At 71.0% G+C, this 21760-nt stretch carries 20 protein-coding genes; 11 read left to right on the top strand and 9 right to left on the bottom strand.

The genetic code is table 11. The annotated features are described in order from the left end of the window. The first annotated feature begins 2 nt into the window (after positions 1–2). The 3 genes from ACFV8H_RS07365 to ACFV8H_RS07375 are packed head-to-tail and all read left to right on the top strand — an operon-like array spanning position 3 to position 2308. A complete protein-coding gene (locus tag ACFV8H_RS07365) occupies positions 3–1280 on the top strand; it encodes an MFS transporter (RefSeq protein WP_380397279.1) in 1278 nt (425 codons plus the stop codon). 26 nt (positions 1281–1306) lie between these two features. Beyond that, positions 1307–1591, top strand: coding sequence for a hypothetical protein (locus ACFV8H_RS07370; RefSeq protein ID WP_380397281.1), 285 nt, complete (start codon positions 1307–1309; stop codon positions 1589–1591). A 42-nt stretch (positions 1592–1633) separates the two neighbouring features. Beyond that, positions 1634–2308: an alpha/beta fold hydrolase gene (locus tag ACFV8H_RS07375; RefSeq protein WP_380397283.1), complete on the top strand. Its 675-nt coding sequence runs from the start codon at positions 1634–1636 to the stop codon at positions 2306–2308. 50 nt (positions 2309–2358) lie between these two features. Here the strand turns inward: ACFV8H_RS07375 and ACFV8H_RS07380 are convergent, their stop codons facing one another. The 7 genes from ACFV8H_RS07380 to ACFV8H_RS07410 all read right to left on the bottom strand — a co-directional run bounded on the left by ACFV8H_RS07380 (position 2359) and on the right by ACFV8H_RS07410 (position 11039). After that, entirely contained in the window at positions 2359–3636 is a 1278-nt protein-coding gene (locus tag ACFV8H_RS07380) for a thymidine phosphorylase (RefSeq protein ID WP_380397285.1), read from the bottom strand. Positions 3637–3780: 144 nt separating this feature from the next. Then, entirely contained in the window at positions 3781–4173 is a 393-nt protein-coding gene (locus tag ACFV8H_RS07385; RefSeq protein ID WP_380397287.1) for a cytidine deaminase, read from the bottom strand. After that, positions 4170–5435, bottom strand: coding sequence for an ABC transporter permease (locus ACFV8H_RS07390; protein ID WP_375882286.1), 1266 nt, complete (start codon positions 5433–5435; stop codon positions 4170–4172). Before ACFV8H_RS07390 ends, ACFV8H_RS07385 begins: the two co-directional genes overlap by 4 nt. After that, a complete protein-coding gene (locus tag ACFV8H_RS07395) occupies positions 5432–6586 on the bottom strand; it encodes an ABC transporter permease (RefSeq protein ID WP_380397289.1) in 1155 nt (384 codons plus the stop codon). Before ACFV8H_RS07395 ends, ACFV8H_RS07390 begins: the two co-directional genes overlap by 4 nt. 3 nt (positions 6587–6589) lie before the next feature. Next, a complete protein-coding gene (locus ACFV8H_RS07400; RefSeq protein WP_380397418.1) occupies positions 6590–8116 on the bottom strand; it encodes an ABC transporter ATP-binding protein in 1527 nt (508 codons plus the stop codon). Positions 8117–8473: 357 nt separating this feature from the next. Further along, positions 8474–9529 (bottom strand): BMP family protein, encoded by a 1056-nt coding sequence (locus ACFV8H_RS07405; RefSeq protein WP_375882277.1) that lies wholly within the window; start codon positions 9527–9529, stop codon positions 8474–8476. A gap of 256 nt (positions 9530–9785) precedes the next feature. Beyond that, positions 9786–11039, bottom strand: a complete 1254-nt coding sequence (locus ACFV8H_RS07410; protein WP_380397291.1) for an amidohydrolase — start codon at positions 11037–11039, stop codon at positions 9786–9788. A 335-nt stretch (positions 11040–11374) separates the two neighbouring features. Here ACFV8H_RS07410 and ACFV8H_RS07415 point away from each other — a divergent pair, with 335 nt between their 5' ends. The 7 genes from ACFV8H_RS07415 (at position 11375) to ACFV8H_RS07445 (ending at position 18370) form a co-directional block, all read left to right on the top strand. Then, positions 11375–12130 (top strand): SDR family oxidoreductase, encoded by a 756-nt coding sequence (locus tag ACFV8H_RS07415; protein ID WP_380397293.1) that lies wholly within the window; start codon positions 11375–11377, stop codon positions 12128–12130. Positions 12131–12206: 76 nt separating this feature from the next. After that, positions 12207–13856 carry an alpha/beta hydrolase gene (locus ACFV8H_RS07420; protein WP_380397295.1) on the top strand — a complete coding sequence of 550 codons (1650 nt, stop codon included), beginning with the start codon at positions 12207–12209 and terminating at the stop codon, positions 13854–13856. Between the two features lie 224 nt (positions 13857–14080). Continuing rightward, the gene (locus ACFV8H_RS07425; protein WP_380397420.1) at positions 14081–14626 is read left to right on the top strand and encodes a 2-oxo-4-hydroxy-4-carboxy-5-ureidoimidazoline decarboxylase; all 546 of its coding nucleotides are present in this window, start codon (positions 14081–14083) and stop codon (positions 14624–14626) included. Positions 14627–14925: 299 nt separating this feature from the next. After that, complete coding sequence (gene sdhC, locus ACFV8H_RS07430) at positions 14926–15306, top strand: succinate dehydrogenase, cytochrome b556 subunit (RefSeq protein WP_033332398.1); 381 nt, start codon at positions 14926–14928, stop codon at positions 15304–15306. Positions 15307–15314: 8 nt separating this feature from the next. Beyond that, positions 15315–15806, top strand: a complete 492-nt coding sequence (gene sdhD, locus ACFV8H_RS07435) for a succinate dehydrogenase, hydrophobic membrane anchor protein (protein WP_380397297.1) — start codon at positions 15315–15317, stop codon at positions 15804–15806. A 51-nt stretch (positions 15807–15857) separates the two neighbouring features. Next, complete coding sequence (gene sdhA, locus ACFV8H_RS07440) at positions 15858–17600, top strand: succinate dehydrogenase flavoprotein subunit (protein WP_380397298.1); 1743 nt, start codon at positions 15858–15860, stop codon at positions 17598–17600. Next, positions 17600–18370 (top strand): succinate dehydrogenase iron-sulfur subunit, encoded by a 771-nt coding sequence (locus ACFV8H_RS07445; RefSeq protein WP_375882257.1) that lies wholly within the window; start codon positions 17600–17602, stop codon positions 18368–18370. The genes sdhA and ACFV8H_RS07445 overlap by 1 nt, the downstream gene beginning before the upstream one ends. Before the next feature lie 66 nt (positions 18371–18436). Here the strand turns inward: ACFV8H_RS07445 and ACFV8H_RS07450 are convergent, their stop codons facing one another. Together ACFV8H_RS07450 and ACFV8H_RS07455 are read right to left on the bottom strand one after the other, a co-directional pair. Beyond that, entirely contained in the window at positions 18437–20029 is a 1593-nt protein-coding gene (locus tag ACFV8H_RS07450) for a hypothetical protein (protein ID WP_380397300.1), read from the bottom strand. Between the two features lie 99 nt (positions 20030–20128). Beyond that, positions 20129–20392 (bottom strand): SCO4848 family membrane protein, encoded by a 264-nt coding sequence (locus tag ACFV8H_RS07455; protein WP_380397302.1) that lies wholly within the window; start codon positions 20390–20392, stop codon positions 20129–20131. 146 nt (positions 20393–20538) lie between these two features. Here ACFV8H_RS07455 and ACFV8H_RS07460 point away from each other — a divergent pair, with 146 nt between their 5' ends. Next, positions 20539–21741: a D-alanyl-D-alanine carboxypeptidase family protein gene (locus tag ACFV8H_RS07460; protein ID WP_380397304.1), complete on the top strand. Its 1203-nt coding sequence runs from the start codon at positions 20539–20541 to the stop codon at positions 21739–21741. Positions 21742–21760: the final 19 nt, after the last annotated feature.

The following is a 21760-nucleotide window of genomic DNA, read 5'->3' on the forward strand; positions in this document are numbered from 1 at the left end:
CCATGCAGCCCTCCGATACCAGGGCATCCGCGGCCACCCCGGATGCCTCCACCGAGCACACCCTCGACCGGGACGACCGCCACCGCCCGGGCGGGCGCGGCTTCCGCCGCGCCAACCTCGCCCTGTTCGCCGCCGGTGTCGCGACCTTCGTCCTGCTCTACTCCACCCAGGGCCTGCTGCCGGTCCTCTCGGCCGACCTCGACCTCACCCCCGGCCAGGCCAGCTGGACGGCCTCCGCCGCCACCCTCGGCCTCGCCCTCGGGCTGCTCCCGGCCAGTGCGCTGGCCGACCGGTACGGCCGCACCGCGGTGATGACGGCCTCCGTCCTCGCGGCCTGCGCCCTCGCCGTCGCCCTGCCCTTCGCGCCCGACCTCACCACCCTGGTCGTGCTGCGCGTCCTCCAGGGCGCCGCCCTCGCCGGGCTCCCCGCCACCGCCATGGCCTACCTCGCCGAGGAGGTCCACCCCAGCGCGCTGGCCTCCGCGATGGGCCTGTACGTGGCCGGCAACAGCATCGGCGGCATGGGCGGCCGGCTGATCTCCGGCTGGACCGCCGCCGCCCTCGGCTGGCGCTGGGGCCTCGCCGCCTCCGCCGCCCTCGCCCTGCTCGCCGCGCTCGCCTTCCGGCTGCTGATCCCCGCCGCCCGGCACTTCACCCCGGCCCCGGTGGACCCGCGCGCTCTCGCCCGCACCGTCGGCCGACACCTGCGCAACCCGCTGCTGGTACGGCTGTACGCGCTCGGCATGCTGTTCATGGCGGTGTTCGGCGCGGTCTACAACACCGTCGGCTACCGGCTGATCGCCGCGCCCTTCCACCTGCCCGAGTCGATCGCCGCCTCGATCTTCGTCGTCTACCTGGTCGGCACCGGCACCTCCGCCGCAGTCGGCCGCCTCTCCGCCCGGCTCGGCCGGCGCGGCACCCTCTACGTCGCCGTCGGCGTGACCGCCGCCGGGCTGCTGCTCTCGCTCGCCGACTCCCTGGTCTGCGCCTTGCTCGGCCTGGTGCTGATCACCGCCGGCTTCTTCGCCGGCCACACCACCGCCTCCGCCGCCGTCGGCCGCACCGCCACCGAGGGCCGCGCCCAGGCCTCCGCCCTCTACCTGATCGCCTACTACCTCGGCAACAGCCTCGGCGGCACCCTCGGCGCCGACGCCTACCACTCCACCGGCTGGCCCGGCGCCGCCACCGTCGGCCTCACCGCCATGACCCTCGCCGCCGCCACCACCCTCCACGCCACCCACCAGGCCCGTACCACGAGGCGAGCGGTCGCGGACGCTTGACAGCGGGCGCGGATACACTCCGGAGTATGAGCGTCGATCCTGCAGTGTTCGCCCGGCTGCTCGAGATCGCGGATCAGCTGCCGAAGGTGCCGGGGATAGGGAAGGTCGAGATCGCCGAGGGCGAGATCGTCATGATGACGTCACCGGTCATGCGACACGAACTCGCTGTACTGCACATCGCCAGGCAGCTCAATGCGCAGTTGTCGACGACCCACCCGAGCCATATCGCGTACCACGGTGCGGACCTAGTGGACCCTCGACACCAGCGTGCTGCGGACGTACGCCTGACACCCCGCCCGGCAGGCCCGTAAGTTTCCTCTCGTCAGTTCGTACGAACAGCAGAGGAATTCACCATGGCCACCTTCGTCCTCGTCCCCGGCGTCCTGCACGGCGGCTGGTGGTACCGGCCGTTGACCGGGCGGCTGCGGGCGGCCGGGCACGAGGTGTACCCGGTGACGCTGAGCGGGGTGAGCGAGCGCGGGCACCTGAACAACGGGGCGATCAACCTGGACACCCACGTCCAGGACGTGCTGGGCCTGCTGGAGGCGGAGCAGGTCACCGACGCCGTGCTGGTCGGGCACAGCTACGGCGGCATGGTGATCTCGGCGGTCGCCGACCGGGTGCCGGAGCGGGTGGCCGCGCTGGTGCACGCCGACGCCTTCGTCCCGCGCGACGGCGAGTCGGCCCACGCGATCGTCGACGACCTCTGGAAGCAGCGGTACCTGGCCGGCGCCGCCGCCGGGAACGGGCACACCATGGTGGGGCTCCACCCGGCCCTCGACCCGCGCGCGACCGTCCACCCGATGGGGACCCTGCTCCAGCCGGTGCGCCTCACCGGGGCGGTGGACGGGATCGCCCGCCGCGTCTACATCCACGCCGAGCGCTTCGAGGGCACCCCGTTCCTGGAGACCTACGGCCGGCTCCGCGACGACCCGGCGTGGACGGTGCACGCCCTCCCGGTCGGCCACGACCTGGTGCAGGAGGCCCCCGAGGAGTTCCTCGGGATCCTGCTCGCCGCGGCGGAGTAGCCGGCCGGGGCGCGGCGCGGTCGCACCGCGCCCCGGCCGGGGGCGGACCGCTACGCGATGCGGTCGAGGACGATCGGGTTCGGGGTGAACGCGGTGCCCGCCGGGGAGACCCCGATGCCGCCGGCCAGCGCCTCGATGGCGTACTCGTAGCGCTCCGGGGTGTCGGTGTGCAGGGTCAGCAGCGGCTGGCCGGCCACCACGGTGTCACCGGGCTTGGCGTGCATCTCGACGCCGGCGCCGGCCTGCACCGGGTCCTCCTTGCGGGCGCGGCCGGCGCCCAGGCGCCAGGCGCAGACACCGATCGCGTAGGCGTCCAGCTCGGTGAGCACGCCGGAGGCGGGCGCCGGGATGACGTGCTGCTCGCGGGCGACCGGGAGCGGGGCGTCGACGTCGCCGCCCTGGGCGGCGATCATGCGGCGCCAGTGGTCCATCGCGGAGCCGTCCCGCAGCGCGTCGGCCGGGTCCTTGCCGTGCACGCCGGCGGCGGCGAGCATCTCGCGGGCCAGGGCGAGGGTCAGCTCGACGACGTCGGCGGGACCGCCGCCGGCCAGCACCTCGATCGACTCGCGGACCTCCAGCGCGTTGCCCGCGGTGAGGCCGAGCGGGGTGGACATGTCGGTGAGCAGAGCGACGGTGTTGACCCCGGCGGTGGTGCCCAGGCCGACCATGGTGCGGGCGAGCTCGCGGGCGTCGTCCAGGTTCTTCATGAAGGCGCCGGAGCCGACCTTGACGTCCAGCACGAGCGCGCCGGTGCCCTCGGCGATCTTCTTCGACATGATCGAGGAGGCGATCAGCGGGATGGCCTCGACGGTGCCGGTGACGTCGCGCAGCGCGTACAACTTCTTGTCGGCGGGCGCGAGGCCGTCGCCGGCCGCGCAGATGACCGCACCGGCGTCGCGCAGCACGTCCATCATCTCGTCGTTGGAGAGCAGGGCGCGCCAGCCGGGGATGGACTCCAGCTTGTCCAGGGTGCCGCCGGTGTGGCCGAGGCCGCGGCCGGACAGCTGCGGGACGGCGGCACCGCAGGCGGCGACCAGCGGGGCGAGCGGGAGGGTGATCTTGTCGCCGACGCCGCCGGTGGAGTGCTTGTCGCTGGTGGGCAGCGGCAGCGAGGAGAAGTCCATCCGGACGCCGGAGCGGATCATGGCCTCGGTCCAGCGGCTGATCTCGTGCGGCTTCATGCCGTTCAGCAGGATCGCCATGGCCAGCGCGGACATCTGCTCGTCGGCGACCTCGCCACGGGTGTAGGCGTCGATGACCCAGTCGATCTGAGCGTCGCTCAGCTCTCCGCGGTCGCGCTTGGTCCTGATGACGGAGATGGCGTCCATGCGTGCTCCAAGAGGGGTTTCAGATGCGTCGTGCACATGCGTCGTGCACATACGTCGAGAAGATGCGTGGAAAGCGAAGAGTGCCGCGAGATGACCGGGTTCCGGCCCACTCGCGACACTCTACGCGCGTAACAATTGCCGAGGCTAGAGCCGCTCCGGACCGAACGCGTCGGGCAGGACCTCGCTCATCGGCTTCACGCCGGAGGCCAGGTCGACCAGCAGTTCCGGCCCGCCGTGCTCGTACAGCAGCTGGCGGCAGCGCCCGCACGGCATCAGCAGTTCGCCCGCGCCGTCGACGCAGGTGAAGGCGACCAGCCGGCCGCCGCCGGAGGCGTGCAGCGCGGACACCAGCCCGCACTCGGCGCACAGCGCGAGCCCGTACGAGGCGTTCTCCACGTTGCAGCCGCTGACCAGCCGACCGTCGTCGACCAGCGCCGCCGCGCCGACCGGGAACTTGCTGTACGGGGCGTACGCGTGGCCCATGGCCTCGCGCGCCGCCTCGCGCAGCCGCTCCCAGTCGACCGCGGGGGCCGTCACTTGCCCTGGCCCTTGCGGTAGACCTGACCGTCGGCCTTGGGCATCCGCAGACGCTGCGAGGCCAGCGAGAGCACCACCAGGGTGATCAGGTACGGCGTGGCGACGATCAGCGGACGCTGCACCTCGTCGGTCAGCGCGTACCAGGCGCCCAGGCCGCCGGCCACCACGAAGGAGACCACGGTCGCGGTGAACTTGCGGCGGTACAGCTGCCACAGGGCGAACAGCGCCATCGCGATCGCGACGACCAGGATCAGCACGTGCACCGACTCCGGGTCGCGCAGCTGGAGGCTGTCGGTGAAGCCGAACAGGCCGGCGCCGATGGCGAGACCGCCGGGCATCCAGTTGCCGAAGATCATCGCCGCGAGGCCGATGAAGCCGCGGCCCAGGGTCTGGCCGTCCTTGTAGAAGTGCGCGGCGACCAGCGAGAGGTACGCGCCGCCGAGGCCCGCGAAGGCGCCCGAGGCGATGACCGCCAGGTACTTGTACTTGTAGACGTTGACGCCCAGCGACTCGGCGGCGGTCGGGTTCTCACCGCAGGAGCGCAGCCGCAGGCCGAACACCGTGCGCCAGAGCAGGAAGTAGCTGGCCACGATCAGCACGGCCGCCAGCACCACGACCACCGAGAGGTTGGTGACCAGGCCGCCGAGCACGCCGGCAACGTCGGAGACCAGGAACCAGTGGTGGTTCTCGATGCTCTTCAAGCCGGAGGACAGCCCCGGGACGGTGATGTACGGCAGCGGGTCCGCCGGCGGGGACTGGTTCGCCCCGGCACCGGCCGAGATGTAGTCCTTGTAGTAGATCCGGTTGACGTACGCGCAGATGCCGGGGATCAGCAGGTTGATGCCGACGCCGGAGACGATGTGGTCGACGCCGAAGGTGACCGTGATGACCGCGTGCAGCAGACCGCCGAGCGCACCGCCGAGCATGCCGGCCAGCAGACCGACCCACGGGTTGACCAGGTAGCCCGCCCAGGCACCGCAGAAGGTGCCGGCGACCATCATGCCTTCGAGGCCGATGTTGACCACACCGGCCCGCTCGGACCAGAGACCGCCCAGACCGGCCATGCCGATCGGCACGGCGGAGCCGAGCGCCGCGGCGACCTGACCGGAGGAGGTCAGCGAGTGGTTGCCGGTGGCCATGCCCACGGCGGCGAACAGGACCAGGGCGCCCGCGATCAGCAGGAGCACCACGGGCCAGGACAGCTTGCGCTTCTTCGCGGGCGCGCCCGGCGCCTTCGGACGAGCGGCAGTCGCCGTGCTCACGCGGACACCTCCTTCTTCTCAGTGGCCGCGAGCTGGGCGGCGAGCTGGGCGCCGACCTTCTGCTGCTGGCGCTTCAAGCCGTAGCGGCGCACCAGCTCGTACGCGACGACGACGCAGATGACGATGGTGCCCTTCATGACGTCGACGATCTCGAACGGGAACCCGCCCTTGAGCGGCAGCTGCGAGCCGGTGGCGTCCAGGAAGGCGAAGAGCAGGGCCGCGAAGGCGATGCCGATCGGGCTGTTCCGGCCGAGCAGGGCGATCGAGATGCCCAGGAAGCCGAGGCCGGGCTGGAAGCTCTGGCCGTAGTAGTACGAGTTCTGCAGGAGTTCGGGCAGGCCGATCAGACCGGCGATGGCGCCCGAGACCACCATCGAGATGACCACCATGCGCTTGACGTTCACGCCGGACGCGGTCGCGGCGGACTCCGAGCGGCCGGTGGCGCGCAGGTCGAAGCCGAAACGGGTGCGGCTCAGGGTGAACTGGAAGACCACACCGACCAGGGCGGCGATGAGGATGAAGCCCCAGAGGTCCCCGCCGGCGGTGGGGATGGTGAAGAAGTGGCTGGACTGCGAGACCGGGTCGGTCTGGATCGAGTTGCTGGTGCCGCTGACCTTCGGGGCGAAGATGCCGGGCACGAGCAGCAGACCGACGATCGCGAGCGAGATCGAGTTCAGCATGATGGTCGAGATGACCTCGCTGACGCCGCGGTAGACCTTGAGCAGACCGGCGATGCTCGCGTACAGGCCGCCGACCAGCATGGCGGTGACCAGCAGCAGCGGGATCTGGATGAACGACGGCAGGTCGACCTGGGCGCCGACGAAGGCCGCGAACAGCGCGGCGACCTTGTACTGGCCCTCGACGCCGATGTTGAACAGGTTCATCCGGAACCCGAACGCGGCGGCCGCGGCGGCCAGGTAGTAGGTGGTGGTCCGGTTGAGGATGCTCACCTGGCCGTCCGACTTGGTGGCGTACGTGATCATCACGTTCCACGCGTCGAACGGGTTCTTGCCCGAGGTCGCCAGCAGCACGGAACAGATCGCGACGGAGAGCACGACCGCGAGCACCGGCGCCGCCAGTGCGAGCACGATCCGCTCACCGCTGATCCGCTGCGCCAGGCTGCGCTTGGCGGCGGGGTTGGGACTGGTCATGGGTTACTCCCCCGCCTGCGGGTCGTCGGCGGTGTCGGTGTGCGGGTGCTCGACCGCGGCCTCGGTGCCCTCGGCGGCGACGGCCTGCGCCTCGGCGACGGCCTCCGGCTCGGACTCGATGTGGCCGGCGGCGGCACCGGTCATCGCGGTGCCGAGGTCCTCGGCGGTGACGGTGGCCGGGTCGGCGTCGGCGACCAGGCGGCCGCGGTAGATGACCCGGATGGTGTCGGAGAGGCCGATCAGCTCGTCCAGGTCCGCCGAGATCAGCAGGACGGCCAGGCCCTCCCGCTGGGCGACCCGGATGTGCTCCCAGATCTGCGCCTGCGCACCGACGTCCACACCGCGGGTGGGGTGGGCGGCGATCAGCAGCTTCGGCTGGTGGCTCATCTCACGGCCGATGATCAGCTTCTGCTGGTTGCCGCCGGAGAGCGAGGCCGCGGTGACCTCGATGCCGGGGGTACGGACGTCGTACTCCTGGACGATCCGCGCGGTGTCCTCGCGGGCGGCGGCCGGCTTGAGCAGCACACCGCTGGAGTTGGGCGCCTCGGTGACGTGGCCGAGGATCCGGTTCTCCCAGAGCGGGGCCTCCAGCAGCAGGCCGTGCTTGTGGCGGTCCTCGGGGATGTAGCCGATGCCGGCCTCGCGGCGGGCCCGGGTCTGGGTGCCGGAGAGGTCCTTGCCGTCCAGGGTGACGGTGCCGCCGTCCAGCGGCAGCATGCCCATGATGGCCTCGACCAGTTCGGCCTGGCCGTTGCCCTCGACACCCGCGATGCCGAGGATCTCGCCCTTGTGGATGCGCAGCGAGATGTCGTCCAGGACGACGCGCTCGATGCCCTCGGCGTCGGTCTTGGCGATCCTCAGGTCCTCGACCTTGAGCATCTCGGTGGTGGTGACGGTCGACTCGCGGCTCTCCGGGGAGGGCAGCTCGGCGCCGACCATCAGCTCGGCCAGCTGGCGGGCGGTCACGGCCTTCGGGTCGGCGTCGCCGACCGTGGTGCCGCGCCGGATGACGCTGATCGCGTCGGCGACCGCGAGCACCTCGTGCAGCTTGTGCGAGATGAAGATGACGGTGACGCCCTCGGCCTTGAGCTCGCGCAGGTTGTCGAACAGCGCGTCGACCTCCTGCGGGACGAGTACGGCCGTGGGCTCGTCGAGGATCAGGATCTTGGCGCCGCGGTACAGCACCTTGAGGATCTCGACGCGCTGGCGGTCGGCGACGCCGAGGTCCTCGACCAGGGCGTCCGGGCGCACGCCCAGGCCGTACTGGTCGGAGATCTCCTTGATCTTCGCCTTCGCCTTGGCACCGATGCCGTGGAGCTTCTCGCCGCCGAGGACGACGTTCTCCAGCACGGTGAGGTTGTCGGCCAGCATGAAGTGCTGATGCACCATGCCGATGCCGCGCGCGATGGCGTCACCGGGGGTGTTGAACTCGCACAGCTCGCCGTTGATCGCGATGGTGCCCTCGTCCGGCTTCTGCATGCCGTAGAGGATCTTCATCAGCGTCGACTTGCCGGCGCCGTTCTCGCCCATGAGGGCGTGCACCGTGCCGGTGCGGACGGTGAGGTTGATGTCGTGGTTGGCCACGACACCGGGGAAGCGCTTGGTGATGCCGCGCAGTTCGACGGCCGGGGTCGCCGTCCCCGCGCTGGGGGTTCCGTCCTTGCGCAGGGGGACGGGGTCTGATGCGGTGATGGCGGTCTCCTGGTGGTCTGGAGGCGCGTCGTTGCGCTCGGAGGGCCAAGGGGGGACAGGGGGAAACGTGGAGACGGAACGGGGCCCGGGGGTGCGCGTCGAGCGCACCCTGCCGGGCCCCTCCCGTTGATCGAGTCGATCGTCACGCCGCCGGGCAGGCGGCAGCGTCAGGTCGCGTCCCGGGACGCGCCGGCCTCAGGAGGTCGGCGCGGTCGGGATGGTGGTCGCGCCGCTGGTGATGGCGTCGCTGGCGGCCTTGAGCTTGTCCTGGATGTCGTCGATCTTGCCGCCGGTGGTGGCGAGCGAGACACCGTTGGCCTTGAGGTCGAAGAGCTTGATGCCGGTGAACGGCGTGCCCTTCTTGACCGAGTCGATGTACGCGAACACCGCGTTGTCGACGTTCTTGACCATCGAGGTCAGGATGCTGTTCTTGAACTTCGCCAGGGCCGGCTGGTTGGCCTGGTCGGAGTCGACGCCGATGGCCCACTTGCCCGCGTTGGCGACGGCCTCGATGGAGCCGTTGCCGGAGGAGCCGGCGGCGGCGTAGATGACGTCCGCGCCCTTGTCGAGCTGGCCCTGCGCGGCCTCCTTGCCCTTGTCGGGCGAGTTGAAGCCGGTGAAGTCCGGGGGGGTGGTCAGGTAGGTGGTCTCGACCTGGATGCTCGGGTCGACGGACTTGGCACCCGCCTTGTAACCGGCCTCGAACTTCTTGATCAGCTCGGACTGCACACCGCCGATGAAGCCGATGTGGTGGGCCTTCGACTTGCTCGCGGCGGCGACGCCGGCGAGGTACGAACCCTCCTGCTCGGCGAAGAGCAGCGAGGTGACGTTGGACGGCTGGTCCTTGTCGTTCGAGTCGATGATCGCGAACTTGACGTTCGGGTTGTCCTTGGCGACCTTGTTGACCGCCGGCTGGTAGACGAAGCCGACCGCGATGATGGTCTTGTAGCCGGCGTCGACCAGGTTCTTGAGGCGGGTCTCCTTGTCGGCCTCGGCCTCGCCCGACTTGGCCTCGGCCTCGGTCACGGAGACGCCCAGGTCGGCCTTGGCCTTGTCGAGACCGCGCGCGGCGGAGTCGTTGAAGGACTGGTCACCGCGGCCGCCGATGTCGTAGGCCATGCCGACCTTGAGAGCGTCGGAAGACCCGGCGGAGGCGTTGGTGTCATTGCTCTTTGCGCCGCAAGCGGCGAGCGAGGCCATGCCCAGGGAACCCGAGAGCACAACCGCGGCGAGCTTCATTGAACGGCGCAAGGGAGTTTCTCCTTCTCACACGCACCCGATTAGCGTGGTCGGACGCCACCGTAACGCGCGTAGAACACGGTTGGGTTACGGGCTGCCGGAGCATTCGGGTTGTTATCAAACCGTGGTCTGACGGCCGTCCCCGAGCCCTTTTCCCGTGCGCGGACGGTGAATCCGAGACTTGGTCCGGCCCAGTCTACGGAACGGTTTCGAAACCCCGAATCTCGACAACGTGCTCACGCGTCGCCCACAAACCCCCTCGAAACGGTCAGATCCGGTCATCCTCCAGGGCCAGCGCCGAGAACAGCTCCACGCCCACGCCGATCGCCCGCTCGTCCACGTCGAACCGGCCCTGGTGCAGGTCACGGACGGTGGTGTCGCCGGGGGCCCGGACGCCCAGCCGGGCCAGCGCGCCCGGGGCGTGCTCCAGGTACCAGGAGAAGTCCTCTCCGCCCAGGCTCTGTTCGGTGCCCTCCACCACCTCGGCGCCGTCCCCGCCGAACCGGGCGGTCATCGCCTCCTCCAGCCGCGCGACCGAGACCGCCTCGTTGACCACCGGCGGCACCCCGCGGTGGTAGTCCAGGGTCCACTTGGCCCGGTAGGTCTCGGCGAGCTTGGCGATCAGCTCGTGCAGCAGGTCCGGCGCCTCGCGCCAGCCGTCCAGCTCCAGGCAGCGGACGGTGCCCTCCAGTTCGGCGTGCTGCGGGATGACGTTGGGCGCGGAGCCGGAGGCGATCCGGCCCCAGACCAGGCTGACGCCCCAGCGCGGGTCCATCCGGCGGGCCAGGGCGGCCGGCAGGTCCGCGGCCATCCGGGCGATCGCGGTCACCAGATCGGTGGTCAGGTGCGGGCGGGCGGTGTGCCCGCCGGGGCCGTCCAGGTGCAGCACCAGGCGGTCGCAGGCCGAGGTGATCGCGCCGACCCGCAGGGCGATCCGGCCCACCTCCACCTTGGGGTCGCAGTGCACCGCGAAGATCCGGCCGACGCCGTCCATCCCGCCCGCGTTGATGACGTCCAGCGCCCCGCCGGGCATGACCTCCTCGGCCGGCTGGAACACCAGCCGGACCGGGCGGCGCAGCTCGCCCGAGCGCAGTGCCCCGGCCAGCACCAGGCCGGTGCCGAGCAGCACCGAGGTGTGCACGTCGTGGCCGCAGGCGTGGGCCCGGCCGGGGACGGTCGAGCGGTAGGGCACGTCGGTCTTGGCGTCGTCGATCGGCAGCGCGTCGATGTCGGCACGGAAGGCCAGGAACTCGGCGCCCGGAGCGGTGCCGGCCGGGACGAGGTCGACCAGCAGCCCGGTGCCGCCGGGCAGCACCCGCGGCTCCAGGCCCGCCGCGACCAGCCGGTCGCGCAGCAGGTCGGTGGTGCGGAACTCCTGGCGGCCCAGCTCCGGGTGCCGGTGCAGATCACGGCGGAAGGCGATCAGCTCGGGCTCCAGCCTCCGGACCCGGGCGCGCAGTTCGGCGGCGGGGCGTGCGACGGCGAGAGTGGCGCCCGGCTGAGCGGGCTCAGGACGGTTCATCTCCCCAAGAGTAGGCCCGTTGGGGGGATTTGGCCCGACTTCCGGAAAACTAGTCCCCGGATGGGCGCATACCGGCCTGACAGGTGGGTATGACATCTCGTTTCAGCCGCCTTCCCCGGGTTGCTTGCCCTGTGCAACGATCACCCTGGCCGGTGGTCACGGCCGCCACCGGCTTGACGGCCGGGCCCCCTGACGGCCGCTCAGCGGGCCCGTTCGGTGGCCGGTCCCCCCGTAGTACGCCCGGCGCCCGGCTGACGGGCCGGACCGGAGCGCTCGCTCCGCACACCCGGTTGAGATGATCGGACGAACGACCGGATGAGCCCCAGGGAGTGGCAATGACCGAGCAGAAGGTGGCCGTGGTCACCGGTGCCAGCAGCGGAATCGGCGCGGCGACCGCCCGCCGACTGGCCGCCGAGGGCTTCGAGGTGGTGCTGACCGCACGCCGGACCGAGCGGATCGAGGCGCTGGCCAAGGAGATCGCCGAGCGGGGCGGCTCGGCCAGGGCGCTCACGCTGGACGTCACCGACCGGGCCGCCGTGGACGCCTTCGCGGCCGAGGTCGGCCGGGTGGACGTCCTGGTGAACAACGCGGGCGGCGCGATCGGCGCGGAGACCGTCGAGCACGGCGACCCGGCCGACTGGCGGGCCATGTACGAGGTGAACGTGCTCGGGGTGCTGCACGTGACCCAGGCGCTGCTGCCCGCCCTGCGCGCCACCGGCGACGGCACCGTGCTGGTGCTCTCCTCGACCGCCGCGCTGACCGCGTACGAGGGCGGCGGCGGGTACGTCGCGGCCAAGCACGCCGCCCACACCATCGCGGCGACGCTGCGGCTGGAGCTGTGCGGGGAGCCGATCCGGGTGATCGAGATCGCGCCCGGGATGGTGAAGTCCGAGGGCTTCGCCGTCACCCGCTTCCGCGGTGACGAGGAGAAGGCCGCCGCCGTGTACGCGGGCGTGGCCGAGCCGCTGACCTCGGAGGACATCGCGGACACCGTGGCCTGGGCGGTCACCCGGCCCTCGCACGTGAACATCGACCTGCTGGTGGTCCGCCCGCGGGCGCAGGCCGCCAACCACAAGGTCCACCGCGGCTGACCGGCCCCTCCCGGCGGGCGGCCCGACGACACCCCCTGATCGAACACGTGTCGTACACGAGTGGTACACACGTGCGATGACGATCTTCCGGGCCGCCCGCCCACGGGTGCTGCTGACCGCCTTGGCGGCAGGCACCCTCCTGCTCACCGCCGCCTGCAACGACACCGTGACGACGGCCCAGGACAAGGCCTCCGGCACCACCGCGCCCGCCGCCGGCAGCCCGACGGCGGCCCCGACGCCCACCGCCGGGCCCAAGGGCGAGGCCGACCCGGCGCTCAAGGCCTTCTACGGCCAGCAGATCACCTGGGCGGACTGCCCGGCCGACCCCAAGGCCGACAAGGCGAAGATCGACACCTCCGGCATGCAGTGCGGCAAGCTGCACGTCCCGCTCGACTACGCGAACCCCGCCACCGACGCGATCGACCTCGCCCTGATCAAGTACACGGCGGCCGACCGGGGCAAGCGGGTCGGCTCGCTGATGGTCAACCCCGGCGGCCCCGGCGCCTCCGGCGTCGAGATGGTCAAGTACGGCGCCAAGGACTTCGACGGCACCCTGCACGACCGCTTCGACGTGATCGGCTTCGACCCGCGCGGCACCGGCGACAGCGCACCCGTGGCCTGCTACGACGACCAGCAGCTCGACGCCGCCAACCAGGAGGACGCGCCGGACGACCCCGCCGAGCGCAAGGCCGCCCACGTCAAGCAGTCCACCGACCACGCCGCCGCCTGCCAGGCCAGGTCCGGCAAGCTGCTGCCCTTCGTCGGCACCCGCAACACCGCCCGCGACCTGGACGTGCTGCGCGCCGCCGTCGGCGACCGGAAGCTCAACTACCTCGGCATCTCCTACGGCACCTACCTCGGCGCCCTGTACGCCGAGGAGTTCCCGCAGAACACCGGCCGGCTGGTCCTGGACGGCGCCGTCGACCCGGCCCAGGACACCCTGGACCACGGCGTCGACCAGCAGGTCGGCTTCGAGAAGTCCTTCGAACGCTTCGCCGCCGACTGCGTCGACAACCACCCCGACGAGTGCCCGCTCGGCACGGACCGGACCAAGGCCGCCAAGAAGGCCGCCGACTTCCTGGACGGCCTCCACGACCACCCGCTGACCACCAAGGACGGCCGCAAGCTCGGCCGCGACATGGCCTGGACCGGCGTCATCTCGCTGCTGTACGGCGACGAGAAGACCTCCTGGAAGTACCTGCGGGCCAGCCTCGGCTGGGCGATGAAGCGAGACAAGGGCGACTACCTGCTGGCCTTCGCCGACGACTACAACGGCCGCGACGAGAACGGCCACTACAGCCCGATGGACGAGGCCAACAGCGCGATCAGCTGCGCCGACGCGGCCCGCCCCGCACCGACCCCCGAGCACGCCCGGCAGGCCGTCGAACGGCTGCGGACCGAGGCGCCGCTGCTCTCCAAGGGCGTCACGGTGGACGACTACACCGAGCCCGGCTGCGCCTACTGGCCGTTCAAGACCCAGGAGAAGCCGCACACCATCCGCGCCGAGGGCGCCGCCCCGATCCTGGTGGTCGGCACCACCGGGGACCCGGCCACCCCGTACTCCTCCGCCGAGAAGCTGGCCCAGGGCTTCGCCAAGGCCACCCTGCTCACCCGGGTGGGCGAGGGCCACGGCGCCTTCGGCAAGGGCAGCGCCTGCACCGACCTCGCCATGGCCGCCTACCTGACCGACGGCACCATGCCGGCCGAGGGCACCCGCTGCGGCTGAGCCGCTAGCAGATCCGTACGGGGAGGGCGCTGACGAAAAGGTGTCAACGTCACAACTTGATAGCTCGTCCGGATGAATTCCGCGCGCGCCCTCCCCAACTGATGAGCGCTCAACTACCTTTGAGGAGCTGCCAGAACGGCGCCGTGCGCCCCCTCCGCAGCCCCATACTCCACCTGCTCCACCACCCCACACCAGCCGCTTCCCGCCCTCACGAGGAGGACCCGCTGGCCAGCGACATCCCGTCACAGCGGCCCGACGTCCGCAGCGAGCCGACCCTCCTCGGCCTGCACCGCTTCAACGAGGCGGACGCCGGCGCTGCCGAGGAGGCCCTGCTGGCCTGCTGCGGCAGCCACCGCTGGGCCCTGCGCCTCACCGCCCACCGCCCCTACCCCGACATAGAGTCCCTGCTGGCCGCCGCCAGCGAGGCCTCCTACGACCTGCGCCCGGCGGACCTCGCCGAGGCCCTGGCCGACGAGAGCTGGATGCCGCAGCCGCTGCTCGGCATGCGCGCGCCCGGCAGCCAGGCCGCGCACACCGCGCTGCGGGCCGCCCACGCCGCCTACGAGGCCCGGTTCGGCCACGTCTTCGTGGTCTGCCTGGACGGCGTCGACCCGGAGGAGATGCTCGACGCCGTGCTCTCCTCCATCCGCACCCGGCTGGCCAACGACCCGGACGAGGAGCGGCTGACCGCGGCGGACGAGCTCCGGCGGATCGCCCTCACCCGACTGGAGCACCTGGTCGCCACCCACTCCGAGGCCGGAGCGCGCTGAGCCCCCGCCCCCGGCGCGCCACGCCGGGGGCGGTGCGGCCGGACCCGATTTCATCCCCCCGGGTGAATCCGATCGCCGCCCGTCACCGTGAAGCCCCGAGGCGATCACCCAGCGTGACCGAAGCGGCCCAGGTTCCCTCCGCACTAGGCCAGAAGTGCCTGATTGATCACACCTGGGTACCCCGGAGGCGGTTCCCGACGAGGCGTCGATAGGATGCTGGCGGCCGGTGGACCGTACCCGGCCGGGCTGACCGACACCGAAGCCGGCCGAGCCCCCAATCGCTTCCGGAGGGTTTTTCCGTGCCGGCTGGAACGCTGTACCGCGGCCGGGAAGGCATGTGGAGCTGGGTGGCTCATCGAGTCACCGGCGTCCTCATCTTCTTCTTCCTGTTCGCCCACGTCCTGGACACCGCCCTCGTGCGGGTGTCGCCGGAGTCCTACGACACCGTCATTCAGACGTACAAGACTCCGCTCGTGAACCTGATGGAGTACGGCCTGGTGGCCGCCATCCTGTTCCACGCGCTCAACGGCCTGCGCGTCGTCGCGGTGGACTTCTGGTCCAAGGGCCCGAAGTACCAGAAGCAGATGCTGTGGACCGTCGTCGGGGTCTGGGTCGTCCTGATGGCCGGCTCCTTCTACGGCATCCTGCAGCACACGCTGATCTCCTGGTTCGGGAAGTGAGCTGACTGATGTCCACGGACTACTCCGACGCGATCGTCGTCCCCTCCAAGCAGGCGCACACCGGCAAGGGCCTCGGCACGGGCAACCCCGCCGACGCCTTCGTCATCGAGCCTCCGCGCAAGCGGACCCCGAAGACCCCGCGCCGCACCCGCACCAACTTCGAGATGCTGGCCTGGCTCTTCATGCGCCTGTCCGGTGTCGTCCTGGTCGTGCTGATCCTCGGCCACCTGCTGATCATGCTGGTCCTGGACGGTGGCGTCTCCAAGATCGGGTTCGCCTTCGTCGCCGGTCGCTGGGCCTCGCCGTTCTGGCAGGGCTGGGACCTCCTGATGCTCTGGCTCGCCATGCTGCACGGCGCCAACGGCATGCGTCAGGTCATCAACGACTACGCCGAGAAGGACTCGACCCGGCTCTGGCTCAAGGGGCTCATGGGTACCGCCACGGTCTTCACCGTGCTGCTGGGCACCCTGGTGATCTTCACCTTCGACCCCAACATCTGAGCCGCGAGCACCATCGACCATCGGCAGAGGCCAGAGGCGAGTTAACCCCCCATGCAGATTCACCAGTACGACACCGTCATCGTCGGCGCCGGCGGCGCCGGCATGCGCGCGGCCATCGAGTCGACGCAGCGCAGCCGCACCGCCGTCCTGACCAAGCTCTACCCGACCCGGTCCCACACCGGCGCGGCCCAGGGCGGCATGTGCGCCGCCCTGGCCAACGTCGAGGAGGACAACTGGGAGTGGCACACCTTCGACACGGTCAAGGGCGGTGACTACCTGGTCGACCAGGACGCCGCCGAGATCATGTGCAAGGAGGCCATCGACGCCGTCCTCGACCTGGAGAAGATGGGCCTGCCCTTCTCCCGCACCGAGCAGGGCCGGATCGACCAGCGCCGCTTCGGCGGTCACTCCCGCAACCACGGCGAGGCCCCGGTCCGCCGCTCGTGCTACGCGGCCGACCGCACCGGCCACATGATCCTCCAGACGCTGTTCCAGAACTGCGTCAAGCACGGCGTCGAGTTCTTCAACGAGTTCTACGTCCTCGACCTGCTGATCAACGAGGGCAAGACGGCCGGCGTCGTCGCCTACGAGCTGGCCACCGGCGAGATCCACGTCTTCCAGGCCAAGTCGGTCGTGTTCGCCTCCGGCGGCACCGGCAAGTTCTTCAAGGTCTCCTCCAACGCCCACACCCTCACCGGTGACGGCCAGGCCGTGGCCTACCGCCGCGGCCTGCCGCTGGAGGACATGGAGTTCTTCCAGTTCCACCCGACGGGCATCTGGCGCATGGGCATCCTGCTCACCGAGGGCGCCCGCGGCGAGGGCGGCATCCTGCGCAACAAGGACGGCGAGCGCTTCATGGAGCGCTACGCCCCCGTCATGAAGGACCTCGCGTCCCGTGACGTCTGCTCCCGCGCGATCTACACCGAGATCCGCGAAGGCCGCGGCTGCGGTCCGGACGGCGACCACGTCTACCTGGACCTGACCCACCTGCCGCCGGAGCAGCTGGACGCCAAGCTCCCGGACATCACCGAGTTCGCGCGCACCTACCTCGGCATCGAGCCCTACACGGACCCGATCCCGATCCAGCCCACCGCGCACTACGCCATGGGCGGCATCCCGACCAACGTCGAGGGTGAGGTCCTGCGCAACAACACCGACGTCGTCCCGGGCCTGTACGCGGCCGGCGAGGTCGCCTGCGTGTCCGTGCACGGCGCCAACCGCCTCGGCACCAACTCGCTGCTGGACATCAACGTGTTCGGCCGTCGCGCGGGCATCGCCGCCGCCGACTACGCCAACGCGAACGAGTTCGTCCCGCTCCCGGAGGACCCGGAGACGCTGGTCCAGGGCATGGTCGACAAGCTCCGCGAGTCGACCGGCACCGAGTCCGTGGCGCAGATCCGCAAGGAGCTGCAGGAGACCATGGACGCCAACGCGATGGTCTACCGCACCGGCGCCACCCTCAAGCAGGCCGTCGAGGACATCGCCGCCCTGCGGGAGCGCTACAAGCACGTCTCCATCCAGGACAAGGGCTTCCGGTACAACACGGACCTCCTGGAGGCCATCGAGCTGGGCAACCTGCTCGACCTGGCCGAGGTGCTGGCCGTCTCCGCGCTGGCCCGTGAGGAGTCCCGCGGCGGTCACTACCGCGAGGACTTCCCGACCCGTGACGACGTGAAGTTCATGCAGCACACCATGGCGTACCAGGAGGTCGCCGCCGACGGCAGCACCTCCATCCGCCTCGACTACAAGCCGGTCGTCACGACCCGCTACCAGCCGATGGAGCGTAAGTACTGATGAGCACTCCGACTGTGGAGCACTCGGCCGCTCTGGACGCGGTCGAGGCCGGTGGCGTACAGCTGATCACCGTCACCTTCCGGATCCGCCGGTTCAACCCGGAGGAGCACCCGGACCCGGTGTGGGTCGACTACCAGCTGACCCTGGACCCGAAGGAGCGCGTCCTGGACGCGCTCAACAAGATCAAGTGGGAGCAGGACGGCACCCTCACCTACCGCCGTTCCTGCGCGCACGGCATCTGCGGCTCCGACGCCATGCGGATCAACGGCCGCAACCGGCTGGCGTGCAAGACCCTGATCAAGGACGTCGACCCGGAGAAGCCGATCACGATCGAGGCCATCAAGGGCCTGACGGTCCTCAAGGACCTGGTCGTGGACATGGACCCGTTCTTCCAGGCGTACAAGGACGTCATGCCGTTCCTCATCACCAAGGGGAACGACCCGACCCGCGAGCGCCTGCAGTCCGCCGAGGACCGCGAGCGCTTCGACGACACCACCAAGTGCATCCTGTGCGCCGCGTGCACGTCGTCCTGCCCGGTGTTCTGGAACGACGGCCAGTACTTCGGCCCGGCCGCCATCGTCAACGCGCACCGCTTCATCTTCGACTCGCGCGACGAGGGTGCCGAGCAGCGCCTGGAGATCCTCAACGACCGTGAGGGCGTGTGGCGTTGCCGCACCACCTTCAACTGCTCCGAGGCCTGCCCGCGCGGCATCGAGGTCACCAAGGCGATCCAGGAAGTGAAGCGGGCGCTGGTCACCCGCCGCTTCTGATCCCCGCCCGACACCCACGGAGGCCCCCGTCCGATCCATCCGATCGGACGGGGGCCTCCGTGTTCCTCACTTCAGCGCACCGGCACCGGAGGGGTCGCTCCAGCCGCTGTAGTACACCAGGTGCCGGTCGGCCGTGACGGCCCACAGGTCCGGCTTGCCGTCGCCGTCGGCGTCGCCCGAACTGCCGAGGGTCGGGTACTTGTCGACGGTGAAGCCGGTGGCGACGACGTCCGCCTTCGGGTCGGCGAGGGCGGAGAAGTCGAAGGTGCCGTCGGCCTTCTTCGGGACCGGGTAGGCGTGCAGCTCGCCGGTGGCCCGGTCACGCGCCCAGAGGGCGAGGTTGCCGGCCGCGTCCGGGCCGGGGGCGACCAGGTCATAGCCGCTCCAGCCACCGGAGGTGGTGAGCTTGGTGACCTTGTTGAAGCCGGAGGCGGCCCCGTTGAGCAGCCAGAGGTTCCCGCCCTCCAGGGTCAGCAGCGACGGCGAGGTGTCGCCGGCCACCGGGCCGAGGGCGACGAGCTGGTCGGTCTTGGACCAGTCCGCGGCGAAGCCGGCCGGGCAGGACGAGTGGAAGGGGCTGCCGCACACGCGGTTGCTCGAACCCGTGAAGCCCTTGGTCATGGCCCCGTAGTCGAAGTTCCGGTAGACGGTCAGGGAGGCGTCGCCCGGCTTGTGGATGAACAGGTCGTCCGAGGACGGCGCGTGGTAGTCCCACCCCCGGTGGGCGACCTGGTAGGGCGCCCAACTCTGCCCGGAGGGAGCGAGGTTGGCCGCGATGACGGCGTTCGGCGTCGTGTCGGTCGCGTTGACGCCGATGTACTGCAGGTTGCCCTGGGCGTCGGGGAGCAGGATGTCCGCGACACCGTCCCCGTCCACGTCGCCGAGGGTCTTCGGCGCGTTGGGGTTCGACGGGGCGGAGAAGGTGTAGGTCGTCCGGCCGACGTTGCCCGCGTTGTCGATCACGTTGACGACGAGGTTGTTGCTGCCCCACTGCAGGACCTTGAGGTCGATCTTCGCCGTACCGTCGGCATCCGGCTCGACGGCCTCCGGCGAGTTGCAGTCGGTCCCGGCGTACATCCAGGCGTACCGGAAGCACGCGATTCCGGAGGCCTCACCGCCCGCGGGGACCGCATCGGCGCCCTTGAGGACGAAAGTCCCCTTCTGCCCCGCGTACTTCGTGGCGGTGCCGCTCGCCGGGAAGTCGGTCGAGGCGACCGTGACGGTCGGGGCGGTGGCGTCCACGGTGAAGTGGCAGTCCGCCGAGGGGGCGGAGGCCTGGGCGCCCTGGAGGGCCCAGGCGTGCCAGGCGTAGCTGTGCCCGTCCAGCAGGCCGGGCACGCTGAGACCGGCCTGCGGGGTTCCGTAGGTCTGGGCCTCACCGGTGAACACCGGGTCCTCCGCACCCGTGGTCACGTCCCAGACGCTAAAACGGGCACCGGTACCGGTGACCTTGGCGACGAGGTCGGTGCCGGTCCCGCTCCGACCGATCCAGGCCGGATCCATGGTCGGATCGCAGGCCGCGGTGATCCGGTCCGCGCCCTGAGCGGTACCGACGACGGCCGGCGCGGAGTCGGCCGAGGCCGCCGGCCCGGTGAGCAGGCCGGCGGCGAGAGCCGCCACGACGACCCCGCCGAGTCTGCGGGCACGCGAAAGTGTCATGGAGATTCCCCACCCCTTGTGTTCGGCGCGTCCGGTGCGCGCGCGAGAACGGTGAGGATCCTGCCAGCGGGCACTGACAGCGGCAACGGGGATTCGGGGTCAGTCCGTGGCCGTGGCCGGGGTGCGGCGGGTGGCGCGGAGGCCGCGGAGGCCGATGGTGCCGACGGCGATGCCGAGGAGGAAGGAGGTGACGGCGAGGAGCAGGTGGATCCAGAAGAAGGCGGTGGGCTGGGAGTGGTCGCCGTTCACGAAGGCCTGGTTGCCGGAGTCCTTCCAGAGGTTCTTGACGAAGGTGGTCCAGATGATCATCGACCAGACGCCGAAGGCGGTCAGGAACCAGGAGGTGCGGCGGCTGAGCTTCATGGGGTGGTCCTCGGCGGGGGGTGCGGTGGCGACGGGGTGCCTCCCCAGTATGCGCGGGCCGCCGATCGGCGTAGGGCGGGCCCCTCCTGCGGAGGACCGGTCCGGTGTGGCGGACGGCGGAGCTCCGCAGTGGGTACGGTCAGCTGGTGTCCACACCCCGTCACACCTTCGCGCAGTTGTGCGCCGCGGTCACCGCGGCCCTCCCGGTCCTGCTCGCCGCGCCCGCGGCGGTCGCGGCTCCGCAGGCGCCGCCCCCGCCGTCCGCGATCGGCGGTGAGCGGCTGGGGCTGCCCGGGGTCCAGGTCAATCCGCTGACGGGGGCGCCGGCCCTGCCGACGGACCTCACCGGTCAGTCCTGGATAGTCTCCGACGCCACGTCGGGGGACGTGCTGGCGGCCTACAACCCGCATCTCAGGCTGCCCCCGGCAAGCACCTTGAAGATCCTCTTCGCGGACACCGTGCTGCCCAAGTTCGACCGCAACGCGGTGCACCGGGTCGCCGACGAGGAGATCCAGAACATCGGCGCCGGCAGCAGCCTGGTCGGCATCAAGGAGAACCTGGACTACCGGGTCGAGGACCTGTGGCGCGGGGTGTTCCTGAGCTCGGGCAACGACGCCGTGCACGTCCTGGCCCACATGAACGGCGGCATCCAGCCGACCGTCAACGAGATGCAGGCCCGGGCCGAGGCCCTCCAGGCGCGGGACACCAAGGTGATCTCCCCGGACGGCTACGACATGGACGGCCAGCTGTCCTCGGCCTACGACCTGTCGCTGTTCGCCCGCTCCGGCCTGCGCAACCCGGACTTCCGCGGGTACTGCGCGACCCGGGACGCGATGTTCCCGGGCGCCGTCGACAAGAACACCGGCCAGCGCGGCAGCTTCGGGATCGCCAACACCGACCGGCTGCTGGGCAAGTACCCCGGGCTGATCGGGGTGAAGAACGGCACCACCACCAACGCCGGTTCGACCTTCGTCGGCGCCGCCGAGCGGAACGGGCGGACCCTGCTGGTGACGGTGATGCACCCGGCCAGCTACCAGAAGGTGTACGACGAGACGGCCGAGCTGCTGGACTGGGGCTTCGCCGCGGCGGGCAAGGTGCAGCCGGTCGGCCGGCTGGTCGACGAGAAGCAGGCCGGCGGCGAGGAGCCGACCGGTCAGGCGGGCGGCGCCGCCGGTGCCCCCGCGCCGCCGCCGCACCCCTCCCCCACCGCGGGCCGGGCCGCCGCCGGACCGGCCGGGGACGACGGGCCGGGCCCGGGCACCTGGACGGCCGTGCTGGTCGGGGCCGTGGTCGCGGCGGGCGCCGTGGTGGCCCTCCGGCGCCGGACGGCGGGCCGCGCCGGGGACTGAGCCGCGGTCCGACGCCCCG

It is taken from the genome of Kitasatospora sp. NPDC059827 (assembly GCF_042731675.1).
Lineage (GTDB): Bacteria > Actinomycetota > Actinomycetes > Streptomycetales > Streptomycetaceae > Kitasatospora.

Coding starts and splice junctions, on each gene's coding strand:
- ACFV8H_RS07455 (WP_380397302.1), bottom strand. CDS start 20,392: ATGAAGCTCAGCCGCCGCACCTCCTGGTTCCTGACCGCCTTCGGCGTC.
- ACFV8H_RS07410 (WP_380397291.1), bottom strand. CDS start 11,039: ATGAACCGTCCTGAGCCCGCTCAGCCGGGCGCCACTCTCGCCGTCGCA.
- ACFV8H_RS07450 (WP_380397300.1), bottom strand. CDS start 20,029: ATGACACTTTCGCGTGCCCGCAGACTCGGCGGGGTCGTCGTGGCGGCT.
- ACFV8H_RS07370 (WP_380397281.1), top strand. CDS start 1,307: ATGAGCGTCGATCCTGCAGTGTTCGCCCGGCTGCTCGAGATCGCGGAT.
- ACFV8H_RS07380 (WP_380397285.1), bottom strand. CDS start 3,636: ATGGACGCCATCTCCGTCATCAGGACCAAGCGCGACCGCGGAGAGCTG.
- sdhD (WP_380397297.1), top strand. CDS start 15,315: ATGTCCACGGACTACTCCGACGCGATCGTCGTCCCCTCCAAGCAGGCG.
- ACFV8H_RS07400 (WP_380397418.1), bottom strand. CDS start 8,116: ATGGGCGAGAACGGCGCCGGCAAGTCGACGCTGATGAAGATCCTCTAC.
- ACFV8H_RS07375 (WP_380397283.1), top strand. CDS start 1,634: ATGGCCACCTTCGTCCTCGTCCCCGGCGTCCTGCACGGCGGCTGGTGG.
- ACFV8H_RS07395 (WP_380397289.1), bottom strand. CDS start 6,586: ATGACCAGTCCCAACCCCGCCGCCAAGCGCAGCCTGGCGCAGCGGATC.
- ACFV8H_RS07365 (WP_380397279.1), top strand. CDS start 3: ATGCAGCCCTCCGATACCAGGGCATCCGCGGCCACCCCGGATGCCTCC.
- ACFV8H_RS07445 (WP_375882257.1), top strand. CDS start 17,600: ATGAGCACTCCGACTGTGGAGCACTCGGCCGCTCTGGACGCGGTCGAG.
- ACFV8H_RS07420 (WP_380397295.1), top strand. CDS start 12,207: ATGACGATCTTCCGGGCCGCCCGCCCACGGGTGCTGCTGACCGCCTTG.
- ACFV8H_RS07415 (WP_380397293.1), top strand. CDS start 11,375: ATGACCGAGCAGAAGGTGGCCGTGGTCACCGGTGCCAGCAGCGGAATC.
- sdhA (WP_380397298.1), top strand. CDS start 15,858: ATGCAGATTCACCAGTACGACACCGTCATCGTCGGCGCCGGCGGCGCC.